We start from the raw sequence: 24,802 nt of genomic DNA, 5'->3' as shown, positions 1-24,802 counted from the left end.
TGTCGGGAATAGCCGCTATAAATAAACTATCGAGTGCTATACACAATTCCATTACCATGCCCCCGCATGGTACTGGAGAGCAGAGTATTCGGTAGATGATAGGCGCATGAGCAAACAACTAGCCATGCGCCATTTTGTCAGACTGGTCGTTAGGAGGTTTCTTCCTCGGTTAAGTTATTCACCCAACGATTGCCGAATACGCGCCATGCTGCGGGCAGCAGTTTGATCATTTCTTCTGATACCATCATCAATAATACAATTGGAAACGTCCATTCAAAATACATGGCGCCCAATGCCGTCATCGGCACAGCCCACAGCCATTGACACACAAAGTCCATATTCATACAAAACTTGCTGTCACCACCACTTCGCAATATGCCAACTATCAAGGTGATATTGATGGTTCTAAATAGAATGCTCAGTGCCATGATAGGGAAAGCGGCCACCATGAGTGCCTGAACCTGTTCAGAGAGTTCGCCGTACAAGGTAAGAATCAAAGGTTGTAATACCAGCAGCATACCAGCAAGGATCATCCCGCCAATCACAGACACTCGTAATGCCCAGCGCGCGTACATCTCACTTTTGGAAAACTCGTTGGCACCAAGAGCATTGCCTATCATGATCGCTGCAGCGCTAGAGATGCCGTGAGCAATAGAAAGGGCAATCGATTCGATAGGCGTAATTACTGCCATGGTCGCCAATTCAACATCCCCCATTCGCCCCAAAATAATGTGGAATGTAAAAATACCAGCACACCAAATAAAGCTACCGACAATGATGGGGTAGGTCACTGTTAAGAACTTACTTAACATGACTCGATTGAATGCGTTGGCAAAATGCTGTGGTCGAATCGCCAGTTCAGGAAAACCACGGTAAAGGATAATTATCGCAGTGACTAAACGAAGCGTTCGGGCTATCACACTACCAATACCAGCTCCGATCAGCCCCAGAGCCGGTAGACCGAAATGCCCAAAAATGAGGAGATAATTGAGAATGACATTGACGCCGATTTCAAGTATCGACAAATACAGGTTTATGCGTGTTTTTCCAATTGAGCGCAGTGCGCTATCAATAGAAATGGAAACACCCGCAAACAGTATGGCGATGCCAAGCAATCGGACATACGATTCGGATAGCGCTTGAACCGGCTCGGAAGGATCAAACCAGCTTGGCAAAAGCGCCGGGAAAAAAAAGCACACGATAAAGCAAAATGTGGCAAAAAGTTGGGTAACGCTCGTGCCGAGTGCAAGGTTGCGCTTTAGGCCCTGGGAATCTTTTGCCCCCCAATACTGAGCAAGTAAGATCCCCATACCCGAGCCCATTCCCCAAATAAATACGCTCGCAACCCAAAACACACGAGAACCAATACCCGCTGCAGCGACTTGGTCATTGCCCAGTTGACTGATCATCAAACTGTCGACAAACCCCAGGCTACTAAATAGAAGGCTCTGTAGAGCGATTGGAGTACCGAGTAGTAAAATCCTTTTAAGAAACGCGCTAAATCTTTGTTCTTCCATGAAAAACCTCTGCATCGACACACCGCTAACGTACTGTTTTTATGCAATGAATTCAATAATTAATCACAAGTCCATAGGGAGGTAAGCGCAAGATCTTCGAGTCAGGGCGCAAAGTGCGAAATTTAAAACCTACCGGGCTTTAAATTGGGGAGACAAAAAAGCAGGCAGAGCGCCTGCTATTTGAAGGGGTGTTGTGATTAAGTTCGCCACTACACCAGTGGCTTGTCCATCAGTTGTTGCTTAAGCGCCAGAATATGCTCAATTGCCAGAACATGCTGAGGATAATCACTAAATTTAGGCAAGATCTGCTCATTGACCAGGTCTAGATCATTGCTGATTTCCCAGAACAAGGTTGTGGTGTGAAGCATCGAGGTCAGTGGTTTGTATACCTGAAACTCATAGACATCACACAATAATGCGTAATGCTGTTCGCGGTCTGACTCACTCAGCAGTGGCTGTGCAAGCGCTACGGTAAAGCGTTGATAAATATCACTGCTTTGCAGAGTTTCTATTACCGGCTTATTGTCTTTTGCTAACTCGCTGAGCTCAGCGTTAATGATGCTCAGCCAGTGTTGCTGACTTAAAGTGCTTTCATCGATGAGGTCGTCATTACTGCGAATATTCGATTCAATGACTTTTTGCCCATTTTTGACCGCCGCTCTAACCTTTGGAAACGGCAATTGGAATTCTTTGCAAAGTTCGACAATGAGCTTATGAAACCCACCGTGTGGTAGGTGGATATTGCTCTTAAATATTGCCAGTGCGCGTTCTTGTTGTGTGGTCATTTGGCTCATAGGGTTCACCTTACAATGCTGATATTCGAATTTGGAGTGAGCGTGATATGGGCTAACAGTATTGAAACTTAAACCACCAAGCGATTATTGCTGTCTCGGCTATTGAGGATCCGCTCCTGGTGATTGATTTCTGTCGATGATTTAGCCAGTCGGTCGTAGAGCAGAACGTTGGTTGTTGCTGCCAGGTTCATACAACCAATCGTCGGCACGTAAACGACAGCATGAGCTTTACTCACGATGTCTTGGGGGATCGAACCATCTTCAGGACCGAAAATATACAGCGCATTCTCAGGGTGTTCGAATTCAGGAAGCGGTGTCGCCCCTTCAACTAATTCAACACAAACAATGCGTACGTCCCCACTGAGATCCGCTGTGAGATCATTGGTTGCCTTGAGTGGGATCTTGCTGGATATATTTTTTGTGTCTGTCTGAAACTTTGCCGCTCTGGCAAAACGTTCGCCACTGTAACGTACTTCTGATGCTTGATAGCACCCGGCAGCACGCATGACGGCACCAACGTTCGATGGGCTTTTAGGATTGACCAAACCAATTACAACAGACATTTTTCTACACACTCACTTTCTTACAAACCAAGTCGAGCAGTATACATAGAAAAGCTTTTTTGATAAGAGCTGTTGAGACTATTTTGTCAAACTCAGGGCAAACGGCGAGCTGTTGACCCGCGCTTTGGGTGTCAAAATGTCACCTGCGCTCGTTCAGCCCATACTTGATGCGGAATCTACTGCCAGCGTGCTGTGTCTCGTTTTTGCACAAAAGCGACTTGGACACGTAGGAATGAATTTACCCACTGGGTAACTTATAGTATCCCAAAACGCAATCAGGATTCGCTTACCGCGCTGCTTGAGATACAAGAAATTGAAAAGAAAAGGGCAACGTATTTTTAGGGAACCAGATGGTTTTATACTGATCTAACGAAAATCTATGTATTGCTGCCTTTTGGAAAATTTGCCAAACAGCACCTTCCCGATGGGTTTCGAGCCGTACACGCACAATTGCCACTCTTTTTTTCCTGAACCACAAACTGACGTGTAAGAGGATTATTATTGGCTTCTGCGTTAGTTATACCGTAGCAATAACAAACTAGAGCATCGTTTGACTCTGACTTAACCCCAACTAAGGTGCGAAGTGAATCGGACTCAATGACTGAATTATCCTGACCAAAGTAGACCACCGAACAATCAGGAGCGGAGCAGAAGTAGTATCCTTGATTCTCTGGTTGCCACGCCCATGGATCTTTGATGTGATGCCTAATGGTTGCTGTGGATACAGAACTATACTGCTCTCCATTCGAAGGACAAGTATGTTTTCGTGGAAAAGAATCAGAACAAGTAGATTTTGAGCAGCAATCGGACATTGTCACCTCCTTGGCCAATTTAAAGACTCAGACATCATTTAGAATAGTTCACAAAGAGTCTCATAAATTGTAAATATATCCACATCAATTTGATGTCGCTAATCCCATACAAAAGTAAACTAATCAACCACAAGATTTTCTTTGTATTCCATTAATATCAATCTATTAGCTTGAATTAAACTATACTCAAATATACACATGCGGATAATGTCCCCATAAGGTTAACTGATGGTAAACATAGAAAAACCGACTCACGACCGAAAAATGACTAGTTTCTTTGAACGCTACCTGACGGTGTGGGTTGGATTATGTATTGTTATTGGTATCGCCCTTGGTAAGGTCGCTCCTGGACTTGCAAAAACGCTAGATGGCATGGCCATTTATGTTAACGGAGCACCAGTGGTTTCTATCCCCATCGCTATCTGTCTTTTTTTCATGATGTATCCAATCATGGTAAAAATAGATTTTGCTAGTGTCGTTAAAGCAGGAAAAAGTGGTAAACCAGTGTTCCTGACACTTTTTATTAACTGGTGCATTAAACCTTTTACTATGTATGCCATTGCCATGTTTTTCTTGGGGACCCTACTGAAAGGTTTTATCGGTGATGAAGCTATAGATCTGGTCAAAATGCCGTTTGGTCTTAACTTACCTGTTGGCGCTGCATATGGTGATGGAGTTGTTGTACTAAAAGATGGGATAAAAATGCTTCAGATCCCTCTTTGGCGAAGCTATTTTGCTGGATGCATTCTTTTAGGTATTGCACCTTGCACTGCTATGGTATTGGTTTGGGGCTACCTAGCAAGAGGTAACGATGGCCTTACATTGGTAATGGTCGCAATCAACTCTCTGACCATGTTGGTGTTGTATGGGATTCTGGGTGGCTTCTTACTAGGCATAGGTAAACTTCCAGTACCATGGCAGGCATTACTCCTTTCCGTCGCTATTTACGTGGCTATGCCATTGGTTGTTGGTTATTTTTCCCGTAAATGGGTTATTAAACATAAAGGTGAAAAGTGGTTCAAAGAAAAATTTTTGCGCGTACTTACACCGATTACAATCGGTTCATTATTACTGACACTTGTGCTCCTATTTAGCTTTAAAGGTGAGACCATTCTGAATAATCCAATGACTATTCTGTGGATCTCAATCCCGCTTTTTATCCAGACAGTGTTTATATTTGCTTTAGGATACTTATCAGCCAGATTCCTCAATTTACGTTATGAGGATGCGGCGCCAGCTGCAATGATCGGAGCATCAAATCATTTTGAAGTTGCGATTGCTACTTCCGTAATGATTTTCGGACTTTCATCAGGAGCCGCTCTGGCAACAGTTGTTGGCGTTCTAATTGAAGTACCAGTGATGTTAATGCTGGTTAGTATCTGCAAGCGTACTTCAGGATGGTTTACAACGGATAACTCTTCATAGTCAGTTCAGTTATCTTTGGTATTGCATGAGTATACATTTCCCCCCTAGAACTCACCAAGTCACGAACGCTGTTACACTGATGCTGTGCTCGCTGTCGTTAGATTCCAGCCTTCACAGTAATGACTGTATTTGAGCTAGGCGTAGCGTCACGTATTCAGTCGAGCGATATGGGGTTCTCATCGTCTTGAAACAACACTTCTGTTCAAACCTCGTTATTTTACAGCTTGCATATACTAGCCATTCGGTTTAGCCTAATTTGTAATCAATTGGAGATTTGAATGCTTTACTTAGTGACTTACCTCTGGCTCAACGTTCTAATGCCTGTAGCTCGGTAGGTAACACTTTGCCCGGCTACGAGATATGCGTAGCCAGGTTGACCCTTTCTCGCACTCGTAGCCCAAACCTGAAGGGAGACGAGAATGACAAACCAAACGCAAGCGATACCAATTAGCGAACAGAAATCCTGTTATACAAAGGGGGTACTGCTTGCTCTATCTGGTGCCGCACTGTTTTCAATTAAGCCGGTACTAATCAAATTGGCGTATTCTGTCGGTGGCGATCCAACATCGATCATGACGATGCGTGCGTTTAGTTCGTTGCCCATCTATCTGGTGATATTTGCGCTTCTATGTCGCCAACAACATCATCGCAATAATGTAAGACAGTTTGGGATGAAAGCGGCGTTAATTGGTGTGGCGGGTTATTACTGCGCCAGTTATCTTGATATTGTTTCCTTGCAATACATCCCGGCTCAGCTAGAGCGGTTATTGCTGTTTCTTTTTCCTAGTTTTGTCATTTTGATATCGTGGCTTGTGTATGGAAAAGTCCCAAGTAAAGCGGTGTTGACTGCGGGGCTTATCGGTTATGTAGGCATTGGGTTTATCGTCGTCCACGATATGTCTGCAGTTGGGCCCCAGGTGTTAGTAGGCAGTGCATGGGCCATCGCCTCGGCCATTGTGTTTGCCTGTTATCTTATCTGGAGTAAAGGTCTTATTGGCGTTATGGGGAGCCAACTCTTTACCAGTATTGGCATGGGGAGCGCTGGGTTTGCGATCATCATTCACTTGCTCGTGACGGGAGCTCAAATCGACAGTTGGAGCGGTGAACTTATCGCCTTAGGCATAGTGTTGGGGATCTTCTGCACCGTGATCCCCTCGTACCTTATTGCAGCAGCCATGGCTCAGTTGTCACCAACCCAGCTCAGCTTAACGAGCAATATTGGCCCGGCGATCACTGCGTTGATGGCGGTATTGATTCTGGATGAGGCGTTTACGGTTTATCACTTAGTAGGGATGACATTGGTGCTGTATTCAGTTTATCGAATGAATAAGAAATAGCCTGAAAGAGCCCTATCGGGCTCTATTGCTTTGTCTTACTACCAGGCACTGCCGAACTGGATGTAGGTGGTCCATTCTTCTGGGCCTTTGGCAACATCCACGCCGACCCTTAAGCCAAGTTGTCTTGCCAGCAAATAACGAAAGCCAGCGCCTCGAGTGTAATACCACTGGCTGTCGGAAAAGCGTTGCTCATGATTGACTGCGGTTGCGCCACCGACAAAGCCAAGCACCGTCCAGCGCTCATCAATATCGTAGCTTAGCTCAAGCTCTCCCAACAGCGTGTTATCGGCTTGATAGCGCATCGCAGCAATGCCTCTCATGTCGATATATGGGCGGGCATAAAAAGGGGCATCGTCGGAACTAGACTGCATGTCAGCACGCAGGCCAAGCCCCCAGTTTTCAGCTAGCCTCGCGTAATGATGGGTGTAAGCCTGATACTTTTGATAATTGAAATCGCCGCCAAAAGCTTTGCGATGATGATCCACTTTGATGCCGGCCTTGGTGCCTTCTCTGGGGGCAAATTGATTGTTGCGGCTGTCATAAGTGACGCGCCAACCAATACGACCGTCATTGGAATTTAAACCCGATAAGCCAAGATTTTCGAGTGTGGCGAATTTTGATTCTGATGACATATAGCTGTAACTGCCGCCAACAAAAATATTCGAATCACCTAAACGCACATCGATATCTTGAAAGAAATACAAACCGCGCATACTGAACTCTTCAGCAGGAGCTGTCGCATCATCGTAGTATTTGAGGTTAAATTGAGCCCCAAACAAACCACCTAAATAGCGAACGCGATCATTGAGCCAGTTACCAGAATGAAATCCCCCATACAGTTGGCTGCCGTTATTGGTGCCTAGGGCCATCACACCGGATGCGCTCGCCGGGATGTCTTCGACTTTTTCGCCCGCAAGTCTTTTGGCTTTGCGATCTTCTGATTCATGAAAGAAAAGTAGTGCTGCACCGCCGCCAACGCCTACAGCAGGATCGGTGACCGTTAAGGGAATGGGTAAGAAGCCAACAGCGTTGTCTAAGATGAAACTACTGGCGTCAAGACGACCATCTTGTGGATCAATGAAGTCATCCATCATTCCGGCCGTGGCAATCATAGGGACCGATGACAGTAAAATGGACACAGCGAATAAGTTTTTAGTTTGGGACATAATTCCAATTCAGTTGTTTGCGCTAATAGAAGGCTCCCTCCCGTTAGTGAGCAATTATAATGAGTTACTGAATTCTCCAGGTCAGTATTGTGTAGGATATTGGCTGTTCTCTAAATAGAAAAACCAGTTACTATCGGTTGGGTTAATAGGTGGGAGGGTTTTATTGGGTTTTTTGCTCTAAATTGAGTTTGCTGTTATCTGCTTAGGTATTTTCTATCTTTGCAATTTTCTATCTTTGCAATGTCCTGTCTTTGCATAGAAGGCTAACTGATCCGTACCAGCAGTATCGGACACCGAGTTAAGTGAGTAAAATCACTAACGAGGTGAATCAATGTCCATTAAGAAAACGAAACGAACTCGACACACAGAAGAATTCAAAGCCGAAGCTCTCAAGCTAGCCGATTTGATAGGTGTGGCCAAAGCGGCTAGACAGCTTTCTCTGCATGAATCTCAGCTTTACGCTTGGCGAAAGGCGCTAAAGCACAGCGCCAGTATCAGTGGCCGAGAATAAGAACTGGCTTCTGAGAATGCTAAGCTCAAACGCCTGCTAGCGGAGCAAGCAGAGGAGCTAGAAATTGTAAAAAAGGCCGCAACCTACTTCGCCAAGCATCTAAAGTAGAGTCTTATGAGTTTATGCTAGAGCACTTGCTATTTTTCAGCATTACCCGAATGAGTAAGGTGCTCGATGTCTCTCGAAGTGGGTTTTATCACTGGTTGAAGCACCGTCACAAGGTGACTTCACGTGAGCTTGCGCGTCACGATCTTGATAGTAAAGTCAAGCAAGCCTTTGTCGAAGGTAAGGAACGCGATGGTGCTCGGCGCATTCAGAAAGCTCTGTATGAAGACAAAAGCCCCCACAACATCAAGACGATATCACAAAGCATGAAACGGCAAGGTCTGGTAGCGAAGGCAGCACGGAAGTTTAAGTGCACGACCGATAGCAATCATACTAGAGCGATATCTCCTAACCTATTGGCTCAAGACTTCAGTGCCACTGAGCCAAATCAAAAATGGGCGGGAGATATCACGTATATCGCCACTAGTGAAGGCTGGTTGTACCTAGCGGTGATTATCGATCTCTATTCAAGGCAGGTCATCGGATGGTCGATGAATGAGCGTATGACAGCGGGGCTTGTTTGCGACGCATTAAAAATGGCGTTATTCCGTCGAGGCTTTCCTGAAGGTGTGCTCCTACACAGCGACCGTGGTAGCCAATATTGTTCGAATGACTACCGAGAACTTATAACTGCTTATAAACTAAGACAAAGTATGAGTCGAAAAGGGAATTGTTGGGATAACGCCTGTGTTGAAAGCTTCTTCCACTCACTGAAAGTTGAAGCGATCCAATATGAGCCGATCATGAGTCGAGAAGAGATGCGTCAAACTGTCTTTGAATATATTGAAGTTGATTATAACCAAACAAGGAGGCACAGTGCTCTTGGATATCTAAGTCCAATCAACTTTGAAAAACAAAATGTCGCTTAACCGTGTGTCCAGTGTTGCTGGGGCAGATCACATCGTCAGTAATTAGGCGTTTAGAAGAGTAGCCATTTCGACTGTTACTATCATTGGTCGGTGAGTGTTTTTCGTAGCCAAGGTGATCATCAAGTTCAGCATTTAAAGCTGTCTCAACCGTCACCTTGGTTAACATTTTCCTGAAGTCATCAAGATCCGAAGGAGTCTTAATTGACTTAGCGGCTTCGCGAGCGAAGGCTTCTAAAGCTTTCTTATCCATGTTGCTTATCCTTAGCCATGACTGGCTTAATTATAAGCAGATACACAATTTAAATTACAGGCTCCCAACATGCATCGCTACTCAATCTGAGTAAAAGAATACGAGTTCTTTATACTAATATTGAAATATTTTCCTTTTGAAGATGCGGATATAAACCCATCCCATACTGTTTCAGGGACACCTTCATATCGATACACACTATCATCAGCAAACTGAACATCGAGTAACTGGCTAATAGATGAATACCCCACACTATTGATAGCAGAGCTGCTTACTGATTGTTGCTCATATATTGGCGGTGGGACTAAGTTACGCGCAATACGCTTGATATGATTGGCAATTACATTCGCCTGCCCCGAAGGAAGCAAATATGACGGTATCAAGCCATGGCCCGTTATGTCATTGAAACTAAAAGAGGCATCATAGTTTGAAGGTGCTGCACCAATATATTCCCTAACTGCCGCCATTATAAAGTCAGTATCATTAGTAATGTGACCAACTAACTCTGGTCTTGCAGAGCCTATAGAGCCCCCTACTTGACTTGTTGGAAGTGCAATTCCCATATAGGACAGCATCGGATATGTAGAAAGCTGATTTCCATCATCGAAACGATACTTATTATACAAGCTCTCCAATAGACCATTGGAATAAAAGTTACCTTGAGAGTGGCCAACTAATATCACTCGCTTACATTGATCAAGGTTAGATGACAATCGTCGTTCTGCAGTGAGGTAATCTTCATCCCCAGTTATAAGGTAAGCATCCAATTCACTAAATAGACCGCTAATCAGAGTTTTAGCCTCTTCGTCACTCAAGCCAGTATAAAAACTGAAAGTACCATTAATAAGCATTTTCAGCACTTCCCTTTGTTCGGGAGTAGCTTCTTCATAATTTTGCTTGGCTACCTGCTCTACCTGTTTGGTTAAGTCTTCAGAATTATTGTAACTGCCATCAACAATTGGAGACATTTCAAATTCATTAGCTAAGTATTTCTTCTGGTAAGTAATAAGATGGGCTTTGTTAGCGCCGAATTTCTGATACGTGGTAAACATTCCATTTACGTAGAACAGTTGAACCTCATCGACTCTAGGACCACAATTTGAAGCGTATGCAGTGTTAAGCGACAAAAGCGCAATAATAACAGCGGTTAATATCTTTTTCATTTCGAAACCCCTCCTAAGAACTTATCACAATCAATTTCAGTCACTACCGGGTCATTTCCTTGTAACGAGTGATAGAGCTTGGTAGAAGCTTCTCTGTTTGCAATCGCACGAGCTAAAGTGTCAAAATACAAATCAATTGGATTTAAAAATTCTGGGTTTTCCATTTTATAGACATCAATACAGTATTGTAGAGCAATACCATTCTTTGCCATTAGTTGTGCATCTTTAATGGTGATTTCAACGTCATTTTCACTAAATTCAAGTAATTTTCCAAACTCCTTACCTGCTTGAGTTGCTAATGCAAATTCTTTCCATTCCGTGTAGCTTTCCTTAATAGTAACGGCGTAATCATCTCGTAGACCATCCCCATCATTATCTTCACCAATGATGTTTGTATCATCAGGGGCAGGGGGTGGCTTTACAATCGTATTGATATCTAAGCGCTGCCACTCTGAAGAGGTGCTAGGAATTGTATTCGTATTCCACCACTTAGCAATGTAGAAGCCTGTATTGTATTCGACTACATCACCACCTTTATAAGCAGTGGATTGTTTCCAATCTTCAATGGATTCGTCATCTATGGTAATCCAACCATCCCATGAAATTTGATTATCAACAGGCTCTGTACCTTGGGTCCAGTGAGAGGAGATATATGTAATGCCCTTCCATTTGACAATATCACCAGATTCATAAACTGAATTCTTATTCCACTCATCTGCAGAGTAAGCAATAGTGGGTATGAGAAAAACCGCAATAAACGATATTTTTTCTATAAATTTCTTTTTCATAAGCTCCCTTTATAAGTATATTTTGAAGTTTTATTTAAAAGGTTGACGCATATTTTTAACTTGATGGTTTCATTACCTGAATCTATTCCAATAGGGCCAGGTAGCAACGATTCAATTTTTAAATAAGGGGGTATCACAATTTGGGCAGTCAAAGTCGAACTGGCTGATTGGTATAACCGTGACTTTAGTCCTGGGGTAATGAGGATCTGGCCATAAAGTGCTTTTTTAACGAGGGAGTCACTTGAATAGTTGTCTAGGTTTTCAAGACTAGAGCCAAGAATGGCTGCGTTTACCAAGTTAATGATAGAGTCTATCTTATCAAGCCTCTTTAACCGATACGAGACGTGATTTGTTGAAGCTAGCGATTCAGTTAATTTAATCAGAAATCCCTCTTTTTCGCTCTCAATGCTCATTGGAGTATAGATATCGCTCTCCAATGTGTTGAAAGAACACTCGTCAGGAGTGTCATTAAATTCGCCCAACAGAGCAACATCATTATTTAGAAACTCTACGACCATTTGATAATTGGGGCACAAATTTTGTTCATGCAAGCCAAAAGAAATTTTGGATTGTATTTCGTAAGTATAAAAATTCCGGTAGCGAGATGCACTAGAAAAATAAAATAGAAAATAAAAAACAATTTCATGATCGGAAAATTTTTTGGTTACTTGGTTTTAAATTACATCACCCCGATTTTTTATGAAGAAAAGAACATTTAAAAATAGACCAATATCTCACCATCTAAACCTAAGTAAACAAATGATTACTTATGTTTTTAAGATCAATATATCGACTATGAAATTATCTTTAGAACGCCTTAATTGAGAGGGCTATAGATTAGACGTAATATTTATGTGTATTTCGTAGTATTCCGAATCGCCATTTTTACTGTTTTTAAAACAAGTGCTCGCATTTACCGAAATGTAGACACTTATACCAAGAAAAACATGCGTATTTGAATAATTCTATGCCAGTTATCGAAAAGATTATAGCTTGGTAAAAGAAATTGAGTCTCGGATTTTTAACGCGGATTGGGACACACGAGAGTCGAAGTCTACCTTATTAATGTGAGTGATTCACACACTTACTTTTACTAGTCCAAGCCATCCAAATTAGAGTAAAGGAACTAGCTCGTCTTTGACCAACAACGTCTTAAATGTCCATCCATGCATAATGTGATCTATGCATAAAACATCCCGTGGAAGGCGTATTCAAACGATGAGATTCACACTGCGTAGCGCACCATCTAAACCTTATATCACACTTCATGATTAGGCGTTGATTCATCTACTCTAAGAACCGGGTGCTTGCGGCGCGGCATGAGCCGCAATACCAGAGTAGCTAACATCTTGTTTCTAGGGCTGTGGCGAGTTAAGGCCGCAGCCCAATTACTTTTCATTTCAATTAATCCTCTCATCTACCTCTATAGCTTGCTAGAATACGGCCAAATTTATGAATGATGAAAGCAGACGTATGTATCAACTGACCTTTTCCTTGCAAGAATTTCTCTCTCAATACTGGCAAAAGCAGCCAACCATTATCAAAGGTGGTTTTGCGAATTTTCAAGATCCGATCACGGCAGAAGAACTTGCTGGTTTGACAATGGAAGAAGAAGTGGACTCTCGTTTTGTCTCTAACAAAGACAACGTGTGGCAGGCTGAGCATGGTCCTTTTTCAGAAGACAAGTTCGCCGATCTTGGTGAGAGTCACTGGTCGTTCATCGTGCAGGCTGCCAATCACTGGCATGCTGGAGCTGCACAGCTGGTGGAACCGTTCAAATCAATGCCCCAATGGCTGTTCGATGATTTGATGATCAGCTATTCAGTGAAAGGTGGGGGTGTTGGCCCTCATATCGACCAGTATGATGTGTTTATTATTCAGGGACAAGGTAAGCGTCATTGGCGCGTGGGAGCCAAGGATGTGGGGCAATACAAGGAAGTGAGCAATCACAGTGCGTTGCGTCAGATTGAATCGTTTGAAGCGATTATTGATGATGTGCTAGAGCCTGGCGATATTTTGTATATCCCACCTGGCTTTCCACATGATGGCTACGCGATGGAGCCGTCTTTGAGCTATTCCGTTGGGTTTCGTTCTCCAAAAGAACAGGAGTTGATCAGTAACTTTGCCGACTATGTCCTGGCACACGATTTTGGTGATACTCACCTCCACAAACCCGATCTAGCGACCCAGAGTAATTTTGGCGCAATTTCGAGCAGTGACCTGGCATCCTTGACACAAATGCTGCAAGACAATTTAGCCGACCCTATACGTCTAAAAGACTTTATGGGTTGTATGCTCAGTCAGTCTCGTCATCAGCTTGATATTGTGCAGCCAGAACCAGTCTGGAGTGCAGAAGACATCGCGATACACTTAGAGTCTGGACAAATCATAGAGAAAGTCGCTGGTTTGCGAGCATTGTTCCACGAAGATGAACCTCACCTTCTTTATATTAACGGTGAAGTCATTAAGTTGACGGCAGCAATGGGAGAATTAGCAGCGTTGTTGTCGGGCAGTGACTCCCTTTCAACGGATGCATTCTCACAACCGGTTGAAAGTGATGCCATTGCCTTGATAACCGACTTAGTCAATAAAGGCTATTGGTTTATCGACGAAGAGTAATCGTCATGGTGAAATGGGTGCTGTATCGCTGAGCTATAGTATCCACCTGGTTTATCTAAGATGAAGCATGTAATACACAGGGTGGGAAAACATGGAAAAGTTCGCGTCGATTTATGAAAGAGCTTCTGAACGTAAAGGCGGAGAATCCCGCCTAGAAGAGCTGCTGTCTAAGCCCCTGCCCAGAGAGGCTTTAGCCGCGATTCCTGATGACCGTTGGTTGGCTGAGTTTACCTTGAAGGTATTTCAGTGTGGGATTAGCTGGAAAGTAGTCAGAAATAAATGGCCACAGTTTGAGGAAGTCTTTTTCCAATTCAAGCCGGAGTCATTGTTGATGCTCTCGGATGAACATTGGGAGCAAAAAGCACAAGATCCCCGCATCATCCGCCATTTGACGAAAGTGATGTCCATTCCTGCTAATGCCCAGATGATCGTGTCAGCGAGAGCTGAACACGACAGTTTTGCACAGATGATTGCCAATTGGCCGAGCGAGCAAATCACAGAGCTTTGGGAACACCTAAAGAAACACGGCAAAAGACTTGGTGGTAATACGGGTCCGTATGCGCTGCGCCAGTTAGGGGTTGATACCTTTATTTTGTCATCGGATGTAGAAGGTTACTTGCGCAGTTACAACGTCATCGATTCTGGAAGAGGAACAAAACGAGCATTGAAGGCCGCGAGTGAAGCGTTCGCCAACTGGCAACAGGACTCGGGACGTTCCCTAACCGAAATCAGTCAGGTGATTGCTTATAGTTGCGGTGATAATCGCGTAGTCTGACGCTTGACGAATAATTGATAAAGCGCGCTTGGGCGCGCGATATCAATCAATCGGTCCTAATTACAATTCCTCGATAGGTATGGTTTTGCCTAACCGACTGCTTTCCATCGCCAATTCAATGAGTTTGATGGTCCAAAGAGCATCTTGAGGATCAACGGGTATTGCACCTTGTTTACGAATAGAGTCACTTAATGCAACAAAATAATTTTGGTAGCTTCCCGATTGAGTTGGAATAGCTTTTGAACCTCTCTCGTTATACAACAGGCCATATTGATCTTTCGTTTCGTCTCCCCAGCCCTCAACCGTTGGACTGACCCCAGCGATAAGCCTTGCTTCTTGAGGATCGAGTCCAAGCTTTTCATAGCTACCGATGCTGCCTTTTATAGTAAAGCGTTTATTGGGTGCGGGGCTGTACAAATCGCCGTGTAACGTGACTTGTTTATCGGCGTAATGAAACACAATATTGAAGTAATCAACGTTGATTGAATTGTCGCGCATTTTTAAACATTGCGCGCTTAATGACTGTGGCAAGCCAAATAGCTGCAATGCCTGATCGATTAGATGTGATCCTAGGTCAAATAAGATCCCGCCGCCATCAGTGGTTTGCTCACGCCAGCGCTCGCGTACTTGCGGCCTGAAGCGATCAAAGTGCGATTCAAAGCTCTTTACGTCACCCAACTGCCCCTGGGTTATTAACATTTTGGCTGTGAGGAAATCGCCATCCCAGCGACGGTTATGATACACGCTTAAAATACGCTGTTGTTGTGCAGCAAGCTCGATCAGTGCCTGTCCATCTTCAAGTTTGGTGACAAATGGCTTTTCGAGAACAACGTGTTTATTGTTCTCTAGCGCTAACTTAGCAAGAGCGAAGTGAACATCGTTTGGTGCCGTGATGATCACAAGCTCTGCGTCTGATTGAGAGAGTAGCTCAGACGCTGTGGAATAGTGCGTCACCTGAGGCCAGTCGTGTTCAACAGCCTCTTTTTGACTGGTACTAATGGCGCATAGTTCGAATTCATCAAGGCCAGCTATGAAGGGAATGTGAAACGTCTTGGCTGAAAACCCATAGCCAATAATGGCGGTTTTAATGGGGAGCTTTGTCATGTTGAATCGATCCTTGATTAGATAAGTTTGTTATGCTTTTTCAATGTTAAAAACAGATCATAGAGCAGCTCAATATCGTTGTGATCCATGCTCATCATTGTGTCCATCATATGCAAGACACTCGCGGGCACTGCAAGTTGCCCGCCATGCTCACGGTCAATGTCATCAACGGGAAACAACTGCAAAATACTGACATCCAGACTCTTACCAATTCGAAACAGGTCGAGGACCGTGAACTGGCTGCCTTGCTCTTTGTCCATCTTACTGTAAAAGGCCGTCTTGCCGATCCCGGCCTGCTCAGCGAGCTGATTTTTCGTTAATTGGCGGTGCACCATGTATGCTTCTATTCGTTGGATTAACATCGCCCGAAAGCGCTGTTCATTCTCACCAAAAAATTCAAACCCGGTTGTATTGAGTTGCGCCATCGTAGACATCCTTCTGGCTATTGGTTTCATATTATAAAAAACATCATAGCTCTTTGTTCATAATATGGAAACCATTGCGCTTATAATGGAGGAAATTTAAGCAACTATTGGTTGCGCGCTGTGTGTTCGATGGGGAGTCGGTATATGTTTATTAAGCAAGTCAGTCAATTAATCACAAGTCTTTTCTTGGTGGGAGCCTTGGTATTGTCAGTTCCAAGTTTAGCCCAAAGTAGCCCTGAAGGGATGGTTGTCGATGGGCAAACAGAGCAATATGCAAGAGTGGTTGCGAGTGGAAAATTATTAAGCTTAACCAAATGGAAAGTCGAAGTAGACTTTGGGCAAGAAACAAAGATCAGCATCCGTAATAAAGACCTTCTAAGGGATGATAATGGAAATACCATTGTCTTTAATTCGCCAATTGATGCCGTGAACTTTTTAAACTCGAAAGGTTGGGTGTTGGTTTCAGCCAGTTCATCAAGCGATCACTTTACTGCGATCATGAAACGTAGCTTGTAATCTTGCTTGATCAAAGAACGGAGAGGGTTGAACGGTTTAATCACAATACACATAGATGTCGTAATTGATTGCTTTGTCGCCAAAGCTTGCGTTGCTGCACTAATTCGATAATAAGATAACAGCTTTTCTGTCAATTAAGTGCATATTTGCTAGTTTACTGCTTGAGGATTTATTGGTGGAGTGAATTGATGGCAAACCCTTTTCGTTTTATTTCAATCAGCAATACTATGCTGGTCGTGTTTTCTATTCCAACCGTGTTGTTACTTCTATTCGTTGGTATCCAACTTAATAATGCCAGCTTGCAGTTAGAGCAAACAGAAAAATCTAGAGAAACCACTCAACTTTTTCAGCTCTACGATGAGGTCGCTCATCAATTTGCGGTTGAGCGCGGTTTAACCGCAGGTGTCGTTGCGGCTAAAGGTCAGGGATCTCAGGTTGACGCGCTGATGAAGCAGCGTCAAAAAGCGGATAAAGCATACGAAGCATTGGCGAGTTTCTCTGCCGTACACCTCGACTCAGGTTTGGTCACCACGCTGTTAACCGACGTTAGCCGTGAGTTAGAGCGTCGACACAATATTCGAACGCAAGTCGATAAACTTGCCATCGTTAATTCTCCTTTCGCGTATTACTCAAATATTAACAGCCTTGCTCTCGATAACCTTTCGGCGCTGTTGACTCAGATTAATGACGCCCAGCTTAAAAAAGAAATGCAGGGCCTGCTGGCTCTTCTTATTGTTAAAGAACAAGCGGGAAAAGTGCGCGGTGCATTGAACGGTGCTTTTGCTGGTAAACGTTCTTCGTTAGAGATTTACGCCCAAATTCAAACTTACCTTGATACAGAAGAGTACGCGCTTCGAAAAGCCAATGTCTTGCTTAGCGACAGTGCCAGAGCATCTCTTGCCTCTCTTTCAGCTCAGCCAGATTGGCTGAAAGTGAAGCGAATTGAAGGGCAGTATTTGCAGCAAAAGGACACTTTGGCAAATCTAACAGGCCCAAGCGCGCCAGAGTGGTTTGGTTTGGCAACATCTCGAATCGGTATGGTCAAGCAACTTCGTGATCAGATTTCTACGGATGTGTTACTGCAGGCGGTTGATAACCAAAAGGCGGCAGAAACGTTACGCTGGTTACTTATTGGACTAACAGTATTTGTGATTCTGCCAATGACATTGGTGACTTTACGTGCCGTGACTTTACTCCGAACTCGTGTAAAAAGCTTTGTTAGTAAACTTGATACAATGGCAAAGAATAAGGATCTCACCGTTCGTCTCGCTGATTCTCAGTACGATGAAATTGGTAGAATTGCGCATCACTTTGACCATCTAACACACGCGCTTGGAGAGGCGCTATCTAAGTCGTTGGCGGTCGCGAATCAGACGGAAAAAGAAATTACTAGTATGGCGAGTTTGGTTGAAAAAGCACAATCTATGAGCCAAAAAACACATCTGCGCTGTGACAGCATTGCAACAGCTTTAACAGAAATGACTCAAACCAGTCAGGAAGTTGCAGGCCTAACGGTTGAGGCGCAACGCAGTGCTGATACGGTCAAAGAGAACGCACTTGGTTGTCAAACCCACAGTGAGAAAACATTGGGAACGACGAAGGGGTTACTTGATAGTGTGAACAATACTTATGCGTGCTTAGAGGGATTGGAAAAGCAGACAGAAAATGTCACGGTGATCCTTGATACCATTAATGGAATATCGGAGCAAACCAATCTACTGGCATTGAATGCGGCTATCGAAGCGGCTCGAGCAGGGGATCAGGGACGGGGTTTCGCGGTTGTTGCCGACGAGGTAAGGACGCTCGCACAACGCAGCAAGCAGTCAACAGAGGATATCCGAGTGTTACTCGATGGTATTAACGAAAATGCCAAAGTGTCTTTTAGTCACATGCAGCAAAGTCGTGATGCCAGTTATGCCACGCAGGAAATGGTCTCTGACACCAAATCTTTGATTGAGTCGTTGATTGTCATTGTCACAGAAATCACGGATTTCAACGCTAGCATTGCCGCGGCCTCAGAAGAGCAGTCACAAACTACCAATACAGTGGAAACGGACGTTGATGATCTGCTTGGTGTGGCGCAAAGCACCAACCAATCGATCGTGTCTATTCAACAAGAAATGGATGTAATCAAATCTAGAATGTCTGAATTGGTCGAGGAAGTGACGGTGTTTCGTCTAGCAAACTAGCGGTCACCTTAATCGTTCATTGGATAATACAATCGTTAAGATGAAAACAGCCCCTTAGTGAATTAGGGGCTGTTTTTTTCGGTGCGTTATAACGTTCGAACCAATTTTTTATTCACAAATTCATCGATGCCTAACCGACCAAGTTCGCGTCCGAACCCTGAGCTTTTGATGCCACCAAATGGTAGGCATGCTTCAGACATAGAGAACGTATTGATAAAAGAAGCGCCGCAATGCAATTGGTCAGCGACACGATGAGCTTTATCTACGTTTTCTGAAATCACCGCTGAGCTGAGTCCATAGGAGCTATTGTTCGCCAGCTCAATCGCCTCTTGCGCGGATTGGACACGGTATACGATAGCGATAGGCCCAAATAATTCCTGGTCAAATACATCCATGTTAGGGGTGACACCGGCCAAAATAGTGGGTTTTAGCCATGCGCCTGGCAAAGGTTCCGCTTCACCGCCCAATACTAGCTCAGCGCCTTGAGAAATGGCGGTTTGAATTTGCGATATTAAGTGGTCACGCTCAGCAACATTAACAACTGGCGCGTAACCCGTCTCGTCTGACATAGGGTCGCCGGGCTTCAAGCTTGAAAGAATAGCAGTAAACTTGCTCATGAAAGAGTCGTAGACAGCATCTTCGATAATAAAGCGCTTGGCACTAATACAGACTTGCCCTGAATTAAACATTTTAGCAATGACAGCAAGCTCGACCGCTTTATTAATATCGGCATCAGCCAACACGATAAACGGGTCATTGCCACCAAGTTCCATCACGACTTTTTTGAGGTGTTTTCCCGCTAAGGCAGCAACACTGGACCCCGCCTTTTCACTGCCCGTGAGTGACACACCTTGAATACACGGGTTGGCAATGACGACTTCAGATTGGCTAGAAGAAATGAACAGGTGATTGACTAAGTTCTTAGGGAAACCGGCTTGCTCGAAAAGCTCAGTAATTGCCTGGGCACATTGAGGTACGTTAGATGCGTGTTTGAATACAACCCCATTGCCTGCCATGACATTTGGTGCGATAAAGCGAATAACCTGATAGAAAGGGAAATTCCAAGGCATCACGCCGTAAATGATGCCTACAGGTCTGCTTACAATATAAGCAGAACCGGCACTGATGTCTTTAATCGGTTCTGGTGCAAGAAATTCCTCCGCATTTTGTGCGTAGTAGCGACAAATCTGGGCACAAAGGGGGAGCTCTAGCCCAATGCCTTCTCTATGAAGTTTGCCCATCTCTTTCGTCATTAGTTGTGCATATTCGTCAGACTTGCTTTCAAGTAAATCTGCGACTTTTAGTAAAAGGGCAGCACGTTCAGCATAGGAGGTTTGACTCCACGCCTGAAAGGCTTCATCGGCTTGATGAATTGTCGCACTGATGTGTAAGTCATCGACAGTCGCAAAGGATTTTTCGATCTGGTTGGTGTAGGGATTCAATGTTCTAATTGTCATTTCGTTTCTCCGGGGGGGCAAAACTAATGCTTATGATGTAGGTATATTTGCTCTTTTTGGCAATGTCTCTAAGCTATTGTCTTATCGGATTTTTGAATAGTTAGTAGTGGTGAAAATGTGATTCAATCCCCATTAATCACTATGTTTTAACATTACCTCTCGAAAGGTTAGTAAAAAACGCCTCATAAGTATTCGCTTGTCATATAGGAATTATTGATGTGCTCAACGTATTGCAGTGGATCTATTTTCTTGGGCTTGTTTACCAAAGTTGTGGCCCACTCCCTTTTTCACTTAGCTTGTCTTCGGGGTTATACAGTTCACAAGACTTCATAGACAAGCAGCCACACCCGATACAGTGATCTAGTTGTCCGCTAAGCTTTTGCAGATTATCAATGCGCGCTTGTAACGTGCCGTGCCATTGTCGGCTCATCTTTGCCCATTGCTGTTTAGTTGGGGCTTTATTTAGAGGCAACACCGACATGGCCTCTTTGATTTCCTCTAATGTTAACCCCACTTGTTGAGCGATTTTAATCACGGCAATTCTTCTTAAAATATCACTGCTGTATTGTCTTTGGTTACCAGCATTTCGTGTAGAGGAAATCAATTGTTTGCGTTCCCAGAAATGGATGGCAGATACCGCGACATCGGCTCTTTTAGCAACTTGTCCAATAGATAGCATGTTCTTAAAATCTCTTGTTGACCTCAACTTAAGTTAAGGTTTTAGGCTGGTTTGTATTGCAAGTCAAATAACAAACCAGAAAATGAGAGGGACCTTTTATGACACATTTTGAACACGCAAACATTACCGTACCGAACATCGATGCATCGATTGCATTTCTGGCCATCGCAGCTCCAGATTTTAGAGTAAAAGCCGATGTGACACCTAAAGGAGAGAAACGCTGGCTCCATATCGGCAACAATAACCACTATTTCGCGCTTCAGGAACCAAAAGACATCAAGACATTTCAAGACCAACGAAATCCGTACCACGATATTGGTGTTAATCACCTTGCCATGATCGTCGACGACTTAGAACTGAAAAAACGAAAGCTATTAGAGGCAGGTTATCGTATGAACGGTGATTTAGTTAACGAGCCATACCGAAAAAGGGTGTATTTTTTTGATTCGGCTGGTTTTGAGTGGGAATTGGTTGAGTACTTTACTGACGATCCGAACTTGAGATATCAATATTAATCCGTGAAGAGTGATTCCGGTCGACGGCATGAAATCAACAGTGATAAGGTGTACGCGAATTGTTTCAATGTTGATAATGAAAAATGACAAAAAAGTTTCATCAATTATCGGGTACGGCAAAGGGGGTGTTAGCCTCTATTGTCGCATCCTGCTTGTTTGGTTTTCTGCCGCTGTATGTTCAATTTCAACCCCAGTTACTCGACACTGGCGTCGCTGGGGGGGAAGGCCATTGGATCGCCAGTCAGCGCATCGTATGGAGCTGCGTTTTGATGTTGTTTGTACTGGCGTTTACGAGAAAACTGCCCCTTTTAATCAAGAGTTTAAGTCAGTTTAACCAATGGCCTAGATACTTACTATCTGGCTTACTCGTTGGCCCCCAGTTTTGGATATTCGTGTGGGCTCCGCTGTATGACGAAACGCTTTCCGTTGCGTTGGGTTATTTTTCGCTTCCGTTAGTACTGGTCGTGGTCGGTAAGGTTGTCTACGGTGAAAAGCTCAGTCGCCTGCAAACGGTAGCTTGCTTTATTGCAGCCTTTGGCGTTGCCTACGCTTACATCATGGCTGAAGGGTTATCTTGGATTGTGTTGCTCATAGCCCTTGGCTACCCATTGTATTTTATTCATCGTAAAAGTCTGAACCTTGGCAGTGATATAGGCTTTACTCTCGATAACCTTTTTCTTCTGCCCATAGCACTCGGCTGTATCTTCTACTTACAGCCGATGGAATACATTGTTGGCCTAGATAGCCCTGTTTGGCTGTTTTACATTGGCTTGGCTATTGCTGGTACAACACCAATGTTGTTGTTTCTTTATGCTTCCCAAGCACTGCCAATGTCGATATTTGGCCTGTTGGGTTACGTAGAGCCGATGTTGGTCTTTATTGTAGGACTATTACTGGGTGAAAGAGTAGAAGCAAATGAATGGCCGACCTATGTGCTCATTATGCTAGCGCTTATCGTACTGGCTCTGGATGGGATACGGCGAGCACGCACCCATGGTGCCATCAAAGTCACCTCAGCATGATTTACGTTTAGAACGGAAAAACCTGCTGCTTTACGCAACTTTACACCTCCTTACGTTGCTTTACCTGCAAGTACCTACAGTTAAAGTGAAGCAGGCTTAACGGAGGGAGTTCTCATGAAAGCACTCATTTATGTACTAGCAATTGGTTTAGCGACTGGCGCATACGCAGCGGGTCGCCAAGCACCGTTGTTTACCGATATTGATATCGATAACAACCAACAAATCACTCACCAAGAGTTGGTAACGTTTCATCAAGCAAGAATGTCTGAGCAACAACTGGAAGGGCGTCAGCGCAAAAATGCCACAATGGGGCCGAACATTGAGATGTTTGATAGCAACAGCGATGGTGTACTTAGCGTTGATGAGTTTGATGCGATGCAATCTCGTCGGATGCAAGCAAACCCGCCAATGAACGGAAAAAAACAGGGTCAACGAAGCAACAAAATGGTAGGTGGTTTTGGTAAAGGGAATGGTTGAGAAAACGAAGCAAACATAGCCTTAGGTTGAATGCCTAGGGCTATGTTGACTTAGCCTGGCTCACATCACCTTTTGCCTACCTATTGTTGTTATAGAAACGGTGCGTAGTCTACTCTTCCATAGAGATTAAATAAGATGCCACTATGACAACTTGCTGTCCTAAATTGCAAATAGCTCATAGTACATGGATATGCAGTGGGAATGTAATTTGAAGGTCATGCTTGTTGAAATTAGTACTGAAGGGGAGGGTATATGGCGACGTTGAGAGCTTATAAATGCCAAGACTGTGGGCTGACTGCAACGGTATCTGGAGGAGAAGATGCGTTATTTTCAGGGCCAACGAATACGTTTTATTGCAAAAGCTGTGAAACGCTGCAAGACATAGTATTGCCCCTAGTGCGTCCATCTTTAGACGCCCCAATCGAGAATAACTGCTCCAGCTGCAATAGTACTCACTTGGTCGAGTGGAGTAGTCTTAAACCCTGTCCTAGATGCAATGGCTCTTTGGCATTAGATCCTACAGATAATTTCGTTATCGATGCTGATTAAGTAGTACCAGTAGCGTATTGAAGTGCAGTGTAAGAGGGGGGCTAAATGATCCTGTCGATAGTCGTACCGGCCCTTTGCTTGTTAAAAACGCGATGCGGTTAGCTTATACGTGAGCGAGGGCCAATAAATTTTGGCGCGGGTCATTGGTGATCTCGCAGTTCTCGTTTATCAACAAATCGTAAATCCCAAAGTTCAAATTCTACTGTCAGATTTTCCATCTTAGTCGTCTACTGACACGTTTGGCTGTTTTTCGGTAAACGGCTTCAATAAAGCCGCGTTACCGCTGGCACCCAAATCTAAAGTTAGATTGGTTAGCCCGCACTCACAACCGGTTGATAACGCCCTGGTTTGTGGTTCATTGCCAATATTAGATTTGTAGTAATGGCTCCTAGTATTGATAGTGCGATAAGCTGAATATCGACGATAAACAGTGACAGCACCACAATAGAACAGTCTAGACCCATCTGAACTTTTCCTGCTCGGATACCAAAGCGCTCTTGTAGGTAAAGGGCAAGAATATTGAAGCCGCCCAGGCTCATTTTGTGCCTGAAAATCACTAGCATACCAATGCCAATCAGCCCGCCACCAATTAAGGCTGCGTATAAAGGTTCAATATGGGAAATTTGAATCACGTGATGCAGATGGTCTACCGCAAAGGAAACAATACTCACCGCCACGAAGGTATTGATGGTGAAGGCTTTGCCCATGCGATAAGCCGACAATAGGTAAAATGGAATGTTAAGAGCAAAGAATACCTGACCAAAAGAAAGCTCGGTGACTTTAGTGATAAAAATGGCCAGTCCGGCTGTCCCGCCTGTCAGTAATCCGACCTGATTAAAGAAGATAACGCCTAAAGAGACTAAGCCACTACCTAAAAGAAGTGCGAGTAAGTTTTCGCGAAGACTATGATCCTTGTCCATGATGAATTGATCCCGTTTTCTGTTAAACATGTTGACTGTACGTAGTGTACAAATCCCGACCTGCCCCAGTCATTAACCGCCAGGGGGGAAATTGGCGCTTAATATCGCTTGAAATGTGACATGTGTCGAGATCTCGCAGTGAATCCATGACGGCGTGAGTGTTTACTTTGCTTTACAGTTGAGAAAACTCTCTGTGACAAAATGGTGCAAACCCATTAACTAAATCATAAAAAAACATTGTTAATTAGTAAGTTG

23 protein-coding genes and 2 pseudogenes are annotated in these 24,802 nt (G+C 44.0%); 11 read left to right on the top strand and 14 right to left on the bottom strand.

Annotated elements, in window-relative coordinates:
- Nucleotides 1-149: 149 nt before the first annotated feature.
- The 4 genes from LNL84_RS08790 to LNL84_RS08775 all read right to left on the bottom strand — a co-directional run bounded on the left by LNL84_RS08790 (nt 150) and on the right by LNL84_RS08775 (nt 3,686).
- Nucleotides 150-1,517, bottom strand: a complete 1,368-nt coding sequence (locus LNL84_RS08790; protein WP_244356849.1) for an MATE family efflux transporter — start codon at nt 1,515-1,517, stop codon at nt 150-152.
- A gap of 209 nt (nt 1,518-1,726) precedes the next feature.
- Nucleotides 1,727-2,311 (bottom strand): hypothetical protein, encoded by a 585-nt coding sequence (locus LNL84_RS08785; RefSeq protein ID WP_244356848.1) that lies wholly within the window; start codon nt 2,309-2,311, stop codon nt 1,727-1,729.
- Nucleotides 2,312-2,379: 68 nt separating this feature from the next.
- On the bottom strand, nt 2,380-2,874 hold the full coding sequence (locus tag LNL84_RS08780; protein WP_244356847.1) for an RNA methyltransferase: 495 nt from the start codon (nt 2,872-2,874) through the stop codon (nt 2,380-2,382).
- A gap of 377 nt (nt 2,875-3,251) precedes the next feature.
- The gene (locus tag LNL84_RS08775) at nt 3,252-3,686 is read right to left on the bottom strand and encodes a putative iron-sulfur cluster-binding metallochaperone (protein WP_244356846.1); all 435 of its coding nucleotides are present in this window, start codon (nt 3,684-3,686) and stop codon (nt 3,252-3,254) included.
- 228 nt (nt 3,687-3,914) lie between these two features.
- On the opposite strand from LNL84_RS08775, the gene arsB reads away from it, so the two are divergent.
- Together arsB and LNL84_RS08765 are read left to right on the top strand one after the other, a co-directional pair.
- Entirely contained in the window at nt 3,915-5,111 is a 1,197-nt protein-coding gene (arsB, locus tag LNL84_RS08770) for an ACR3 family arsenite efflux transporter (protein ID WP_244356845.1), read from the top strand.
- Between the two features lie 419 nt (nt 5,112-5,530).
- Nucleotides 5,531-6,448, top strand: coding sequence for a DMT family transporter (locus LNL84_RS08765; RefSeq protein WP_244356844.1), 918 nt, complete (start codon nt 5,531-5,533; stop codon nt 6,446-6,448).
- Between the two features lie 38 nt (nt 6,449-6,486).
- Here LNL84_RS08765 and LNL84_RS08760 read toward each other — a convergent pair whose 3' ends face one another.
- On the bottom strand, nt 6,487-7,614 hold the full coding sequence (locus LNL84_RS08760) for a BamA/TamA family outer membrane protein (protein WP_244356843.1): 1,128 nt from the start codon (nt 7,612-7,614) through the stop codon (nt 6,487-6,489).
- Nucleotides 7,615-7,945: 331 nt separating this feature from the next.
- Here LNL84_RS08760 and LNL84_RS08755 point away from each other — a divergent pair.
- Nucleotides 7,946-9,099, top strand: a pseudogene (locus LNL84_RS08755) (IS3 family transposase).
- Nucleotides 9,100-9,109: 10 nt separating this feature from the next.
- On the opposite strand, the pseudogene LNL84_RS08750 reads toward LNL84_RS08755, so the two are convergent.
- The 4 genes and pseudogenes from LNL84_RS08750 to LNL84_RS08735 form a co-directional block, all read right to left on the bottom strand.
- Nucleotides 9,110-9,349, bottom strand: a pseudogene (locus LNL84_RS08750) (transposase); the annotation flags it as partial.
- A gap of 77 nt (nt 9,350-9,426) precedes the next feature.
- Entirely contained in the window at nt 9,427-10,512 is a 1,086-nt protein-coding gene (locus LNL84_RS08745; RefSeq protein WP_244356842.1) for a KTSC domain-containing protein, read from the bottom strand.
- A complete protein-coding gene (locus LNL84_RS08740; protein ID WP_244356841.1) occupies nt 10,509-11,300 on the bottom strand; it encodes a carbohydrate-binding protein in 792 nt (263 codons plus the stop codon). Before LNL84_RS08740 ends, LNL84_RS08745 begins: the two co-directional genes overlap by 4 nt.
- A gap of 1,258 nt (nt 11,301-12,558) precedes the next feature.
- Nucleotides 12,559-12,699, bottom strand: a complete 141-nt coding sequence (locus LNL84_RS08735; RefSeq protein WP_244356840.1) for a hypothetical protein — start codon at nt 12,697-12,699, stop codon at nt 12,559-12,561.
- Nucleotides 12,700-12,773: 74 nt separating this feature from the next.
- Here LNL84_RS08735 and LNL84_RS08730 point away from each other — a divergent pair, with 74 nt between their 5' ends.
- Both LNL84_RS08730 and LNL84_RS08725 read left to right on the top strand, forming a co-directional pair.
- Entirely contained in the window at nt 12,774-13,919 is a 1,146-nt protein-coding gene (locus tag LNL84_RS08730) for a ribosomal protein uL16 3-hydroxylase (protein ID WP_244356941.1), read from the top strand.
- A 91-nt stretch (nt 13,920-14,010) separates the two neighbouring features.
- A complete protein-coding gene (locus LNL84_RS08725; RefSeq protein WP_244356839.1) occupies nt 14,011-14,694 on the top strand; it encodes a DNA-3-methyladenine glycosylase I in 684 nt (227 codons plus the stop codon).
- Between the two features lie 60 nt (nt 14,695-14,754).
- Here LNL84_RS08725 and LNL84_RS08720 read toward each other — a convergent pair whose 3' ends face one another.
- Nucleotides 14,755-15,798, bottom strand: coding sequence for an oxidoreductase (locus LNL84_RS08720; protein WP_244356838.1), 1,044 nt, complete (start codon nt 15,796-15,798; stop codon nt 14,755-14,757).
- Between the two features lie 17 nt (nt 15,799-15,815).
- Nucleotides 15,816-16,223, bottom strand: coding sequence for an XRE family transcriptional regulator (locus LNL84_RS08715; RefSeq protein WP_244356837.1), 408 nt, complete (start codon nt 16,221-16,223; stop codon nt 15,816-15,818).
- Between the two features lie 144 nt (nt 16,224-16,367).
- Here LNL84_RS08715 and LNL84_RS08710 point away from each other — a divergent pair, with 144 nt between their 5' ends.
- The gene (locus LNL84_RS08710; protein ID WP_244356836.1) at nt 16,368-16,739 is read left to right on the top strand and encodes a hypothetical protein; all 372 of its coding nucleotides are present in this window, start codon (nt 16,368-16,370) and stop codon (nt 16,737-16,739) included.
- A gap of 188 nt (nt 16,740-16,927) precedes the next feature.
- On the top strand, nt 16,928-18,928 hold the full coding sequence (locus LNL84_RS08705) for a methyl-accepting chemotaxis protein (protein WP_244356835.1): 2,001 nt from the start codon (nt 16,928-16,930) through the stop codon (nt 18,926-18,928).
- An 86-nt stretch (nt 18,929-19,014) separates the two neighbouring features.
- Here LNL84_RS08705 and LNL84_RS08700 read toward each other — a convergent pair whose 3' ends face one another.
- Complete coding sequence (locus LNL84_RS08700; protein WP_244356834.1) at nt 19,015-20,385, bottom strand: NAD-dependent succinate-semialdehyde dehydrogenase; 1,371 nt, start codon at nt 20,383-20,385, stop codon at nt 19,015-19,017.
- A gap of 259 nt (nt 20,386-20,644) precedes the next feature.
- Nucleotides 20,645-21,064: a redox-sensitive transcriptional activator SoxR gene (soxR, locus tag LNL84_RS08695; protein WP_244356833.1), complete on the bottom strand. Its 420-nt coding sequence runs from the start codon at nt 21,062-21,064 to the stop codon at nt 20,645-20,647.
- Between the two features lie 98 nt (nt 21,065-21,162).
- Between soxR and LNL84_RS08690 the strand changes: the two genes are divergently transcribed.
- The 4 genes from LNL84_RS08690 (at nt 21,163) to LNL84_RS08675 (ending at nt 23,627) form a co-directional block, all read left to right on the top strand.
- Nucleotides 21,163-21,579, top strand: a complete 417-nt coding sequence (locus LNL84_RS08690; protein WP_244356832.1) for a VOC family protein — start codon at nt 21,163-21,165, stop codon at nt 21,577-21,579.
- 83 nt (nt 21,580-21,662) lie between these two features.
- On the top strand, nt 21,663-22,601 hold the full coding sequence (rarD, locus tag LNL84_RS08685; protein ID WP_244356831.1) for an EamA family transporter RarD: 939 nt from the start codon (nt 21,663-21,665) through the stop codon (nt 22,599-22,601).
- Between the two features lie 114 nt (nt 22,602-22,715).
- Entirely contained in the window at nt 22,716-23,078 is a 363-nt protein-coding gene (locus LNL84_RS08680; protein ID WP_244356830.1) for an EF-hand domain-containing protein, read from the top strand.
- 252 nt (nt 23,079-23,330) lie between these two features.
- A complete protein-coding gene (locus tag LNL84_RS08675; RefSeq protein WP_244356829.1) occupies nt 23,331-23,627 on the top strand; it encodes a hypothetical protein in 297 nt (98 codons plus the stop codon).
- A gap of 311 nt (nt 23,628-23,938) precedes the next feature.
- Here the strand turns inward: LNL84_RS08675 and LNL84_RS08670 are convergent, their stop codons facing one another.
- A complete protein-coding gene (locus LNL84_RS08670; protein WP_244356828.1) occupies nt 23,939-24,547 on the bottom strand; it encodes a DUF6198 family protein in 609 nt (202 codons plus the stop codon).
- Nucleotides 24,548-24,802: the final 255 nt, after the last annotated feature.

Source organism: Vibrio gelatinilyticus, from assembly GCF_022836845.1.
GTDB lineage: Bacteria > Pseudomonadota > Gammaproteobacteria > Enterobacterales > Vibrionaceae > Vibrio > Vibrio gelatinilyticus.
The sequence above is the reverse complement of the archived record's forward strand: the minus strand, read 5'-3'. Positions and strand labels throughout refer to the sequence as shown.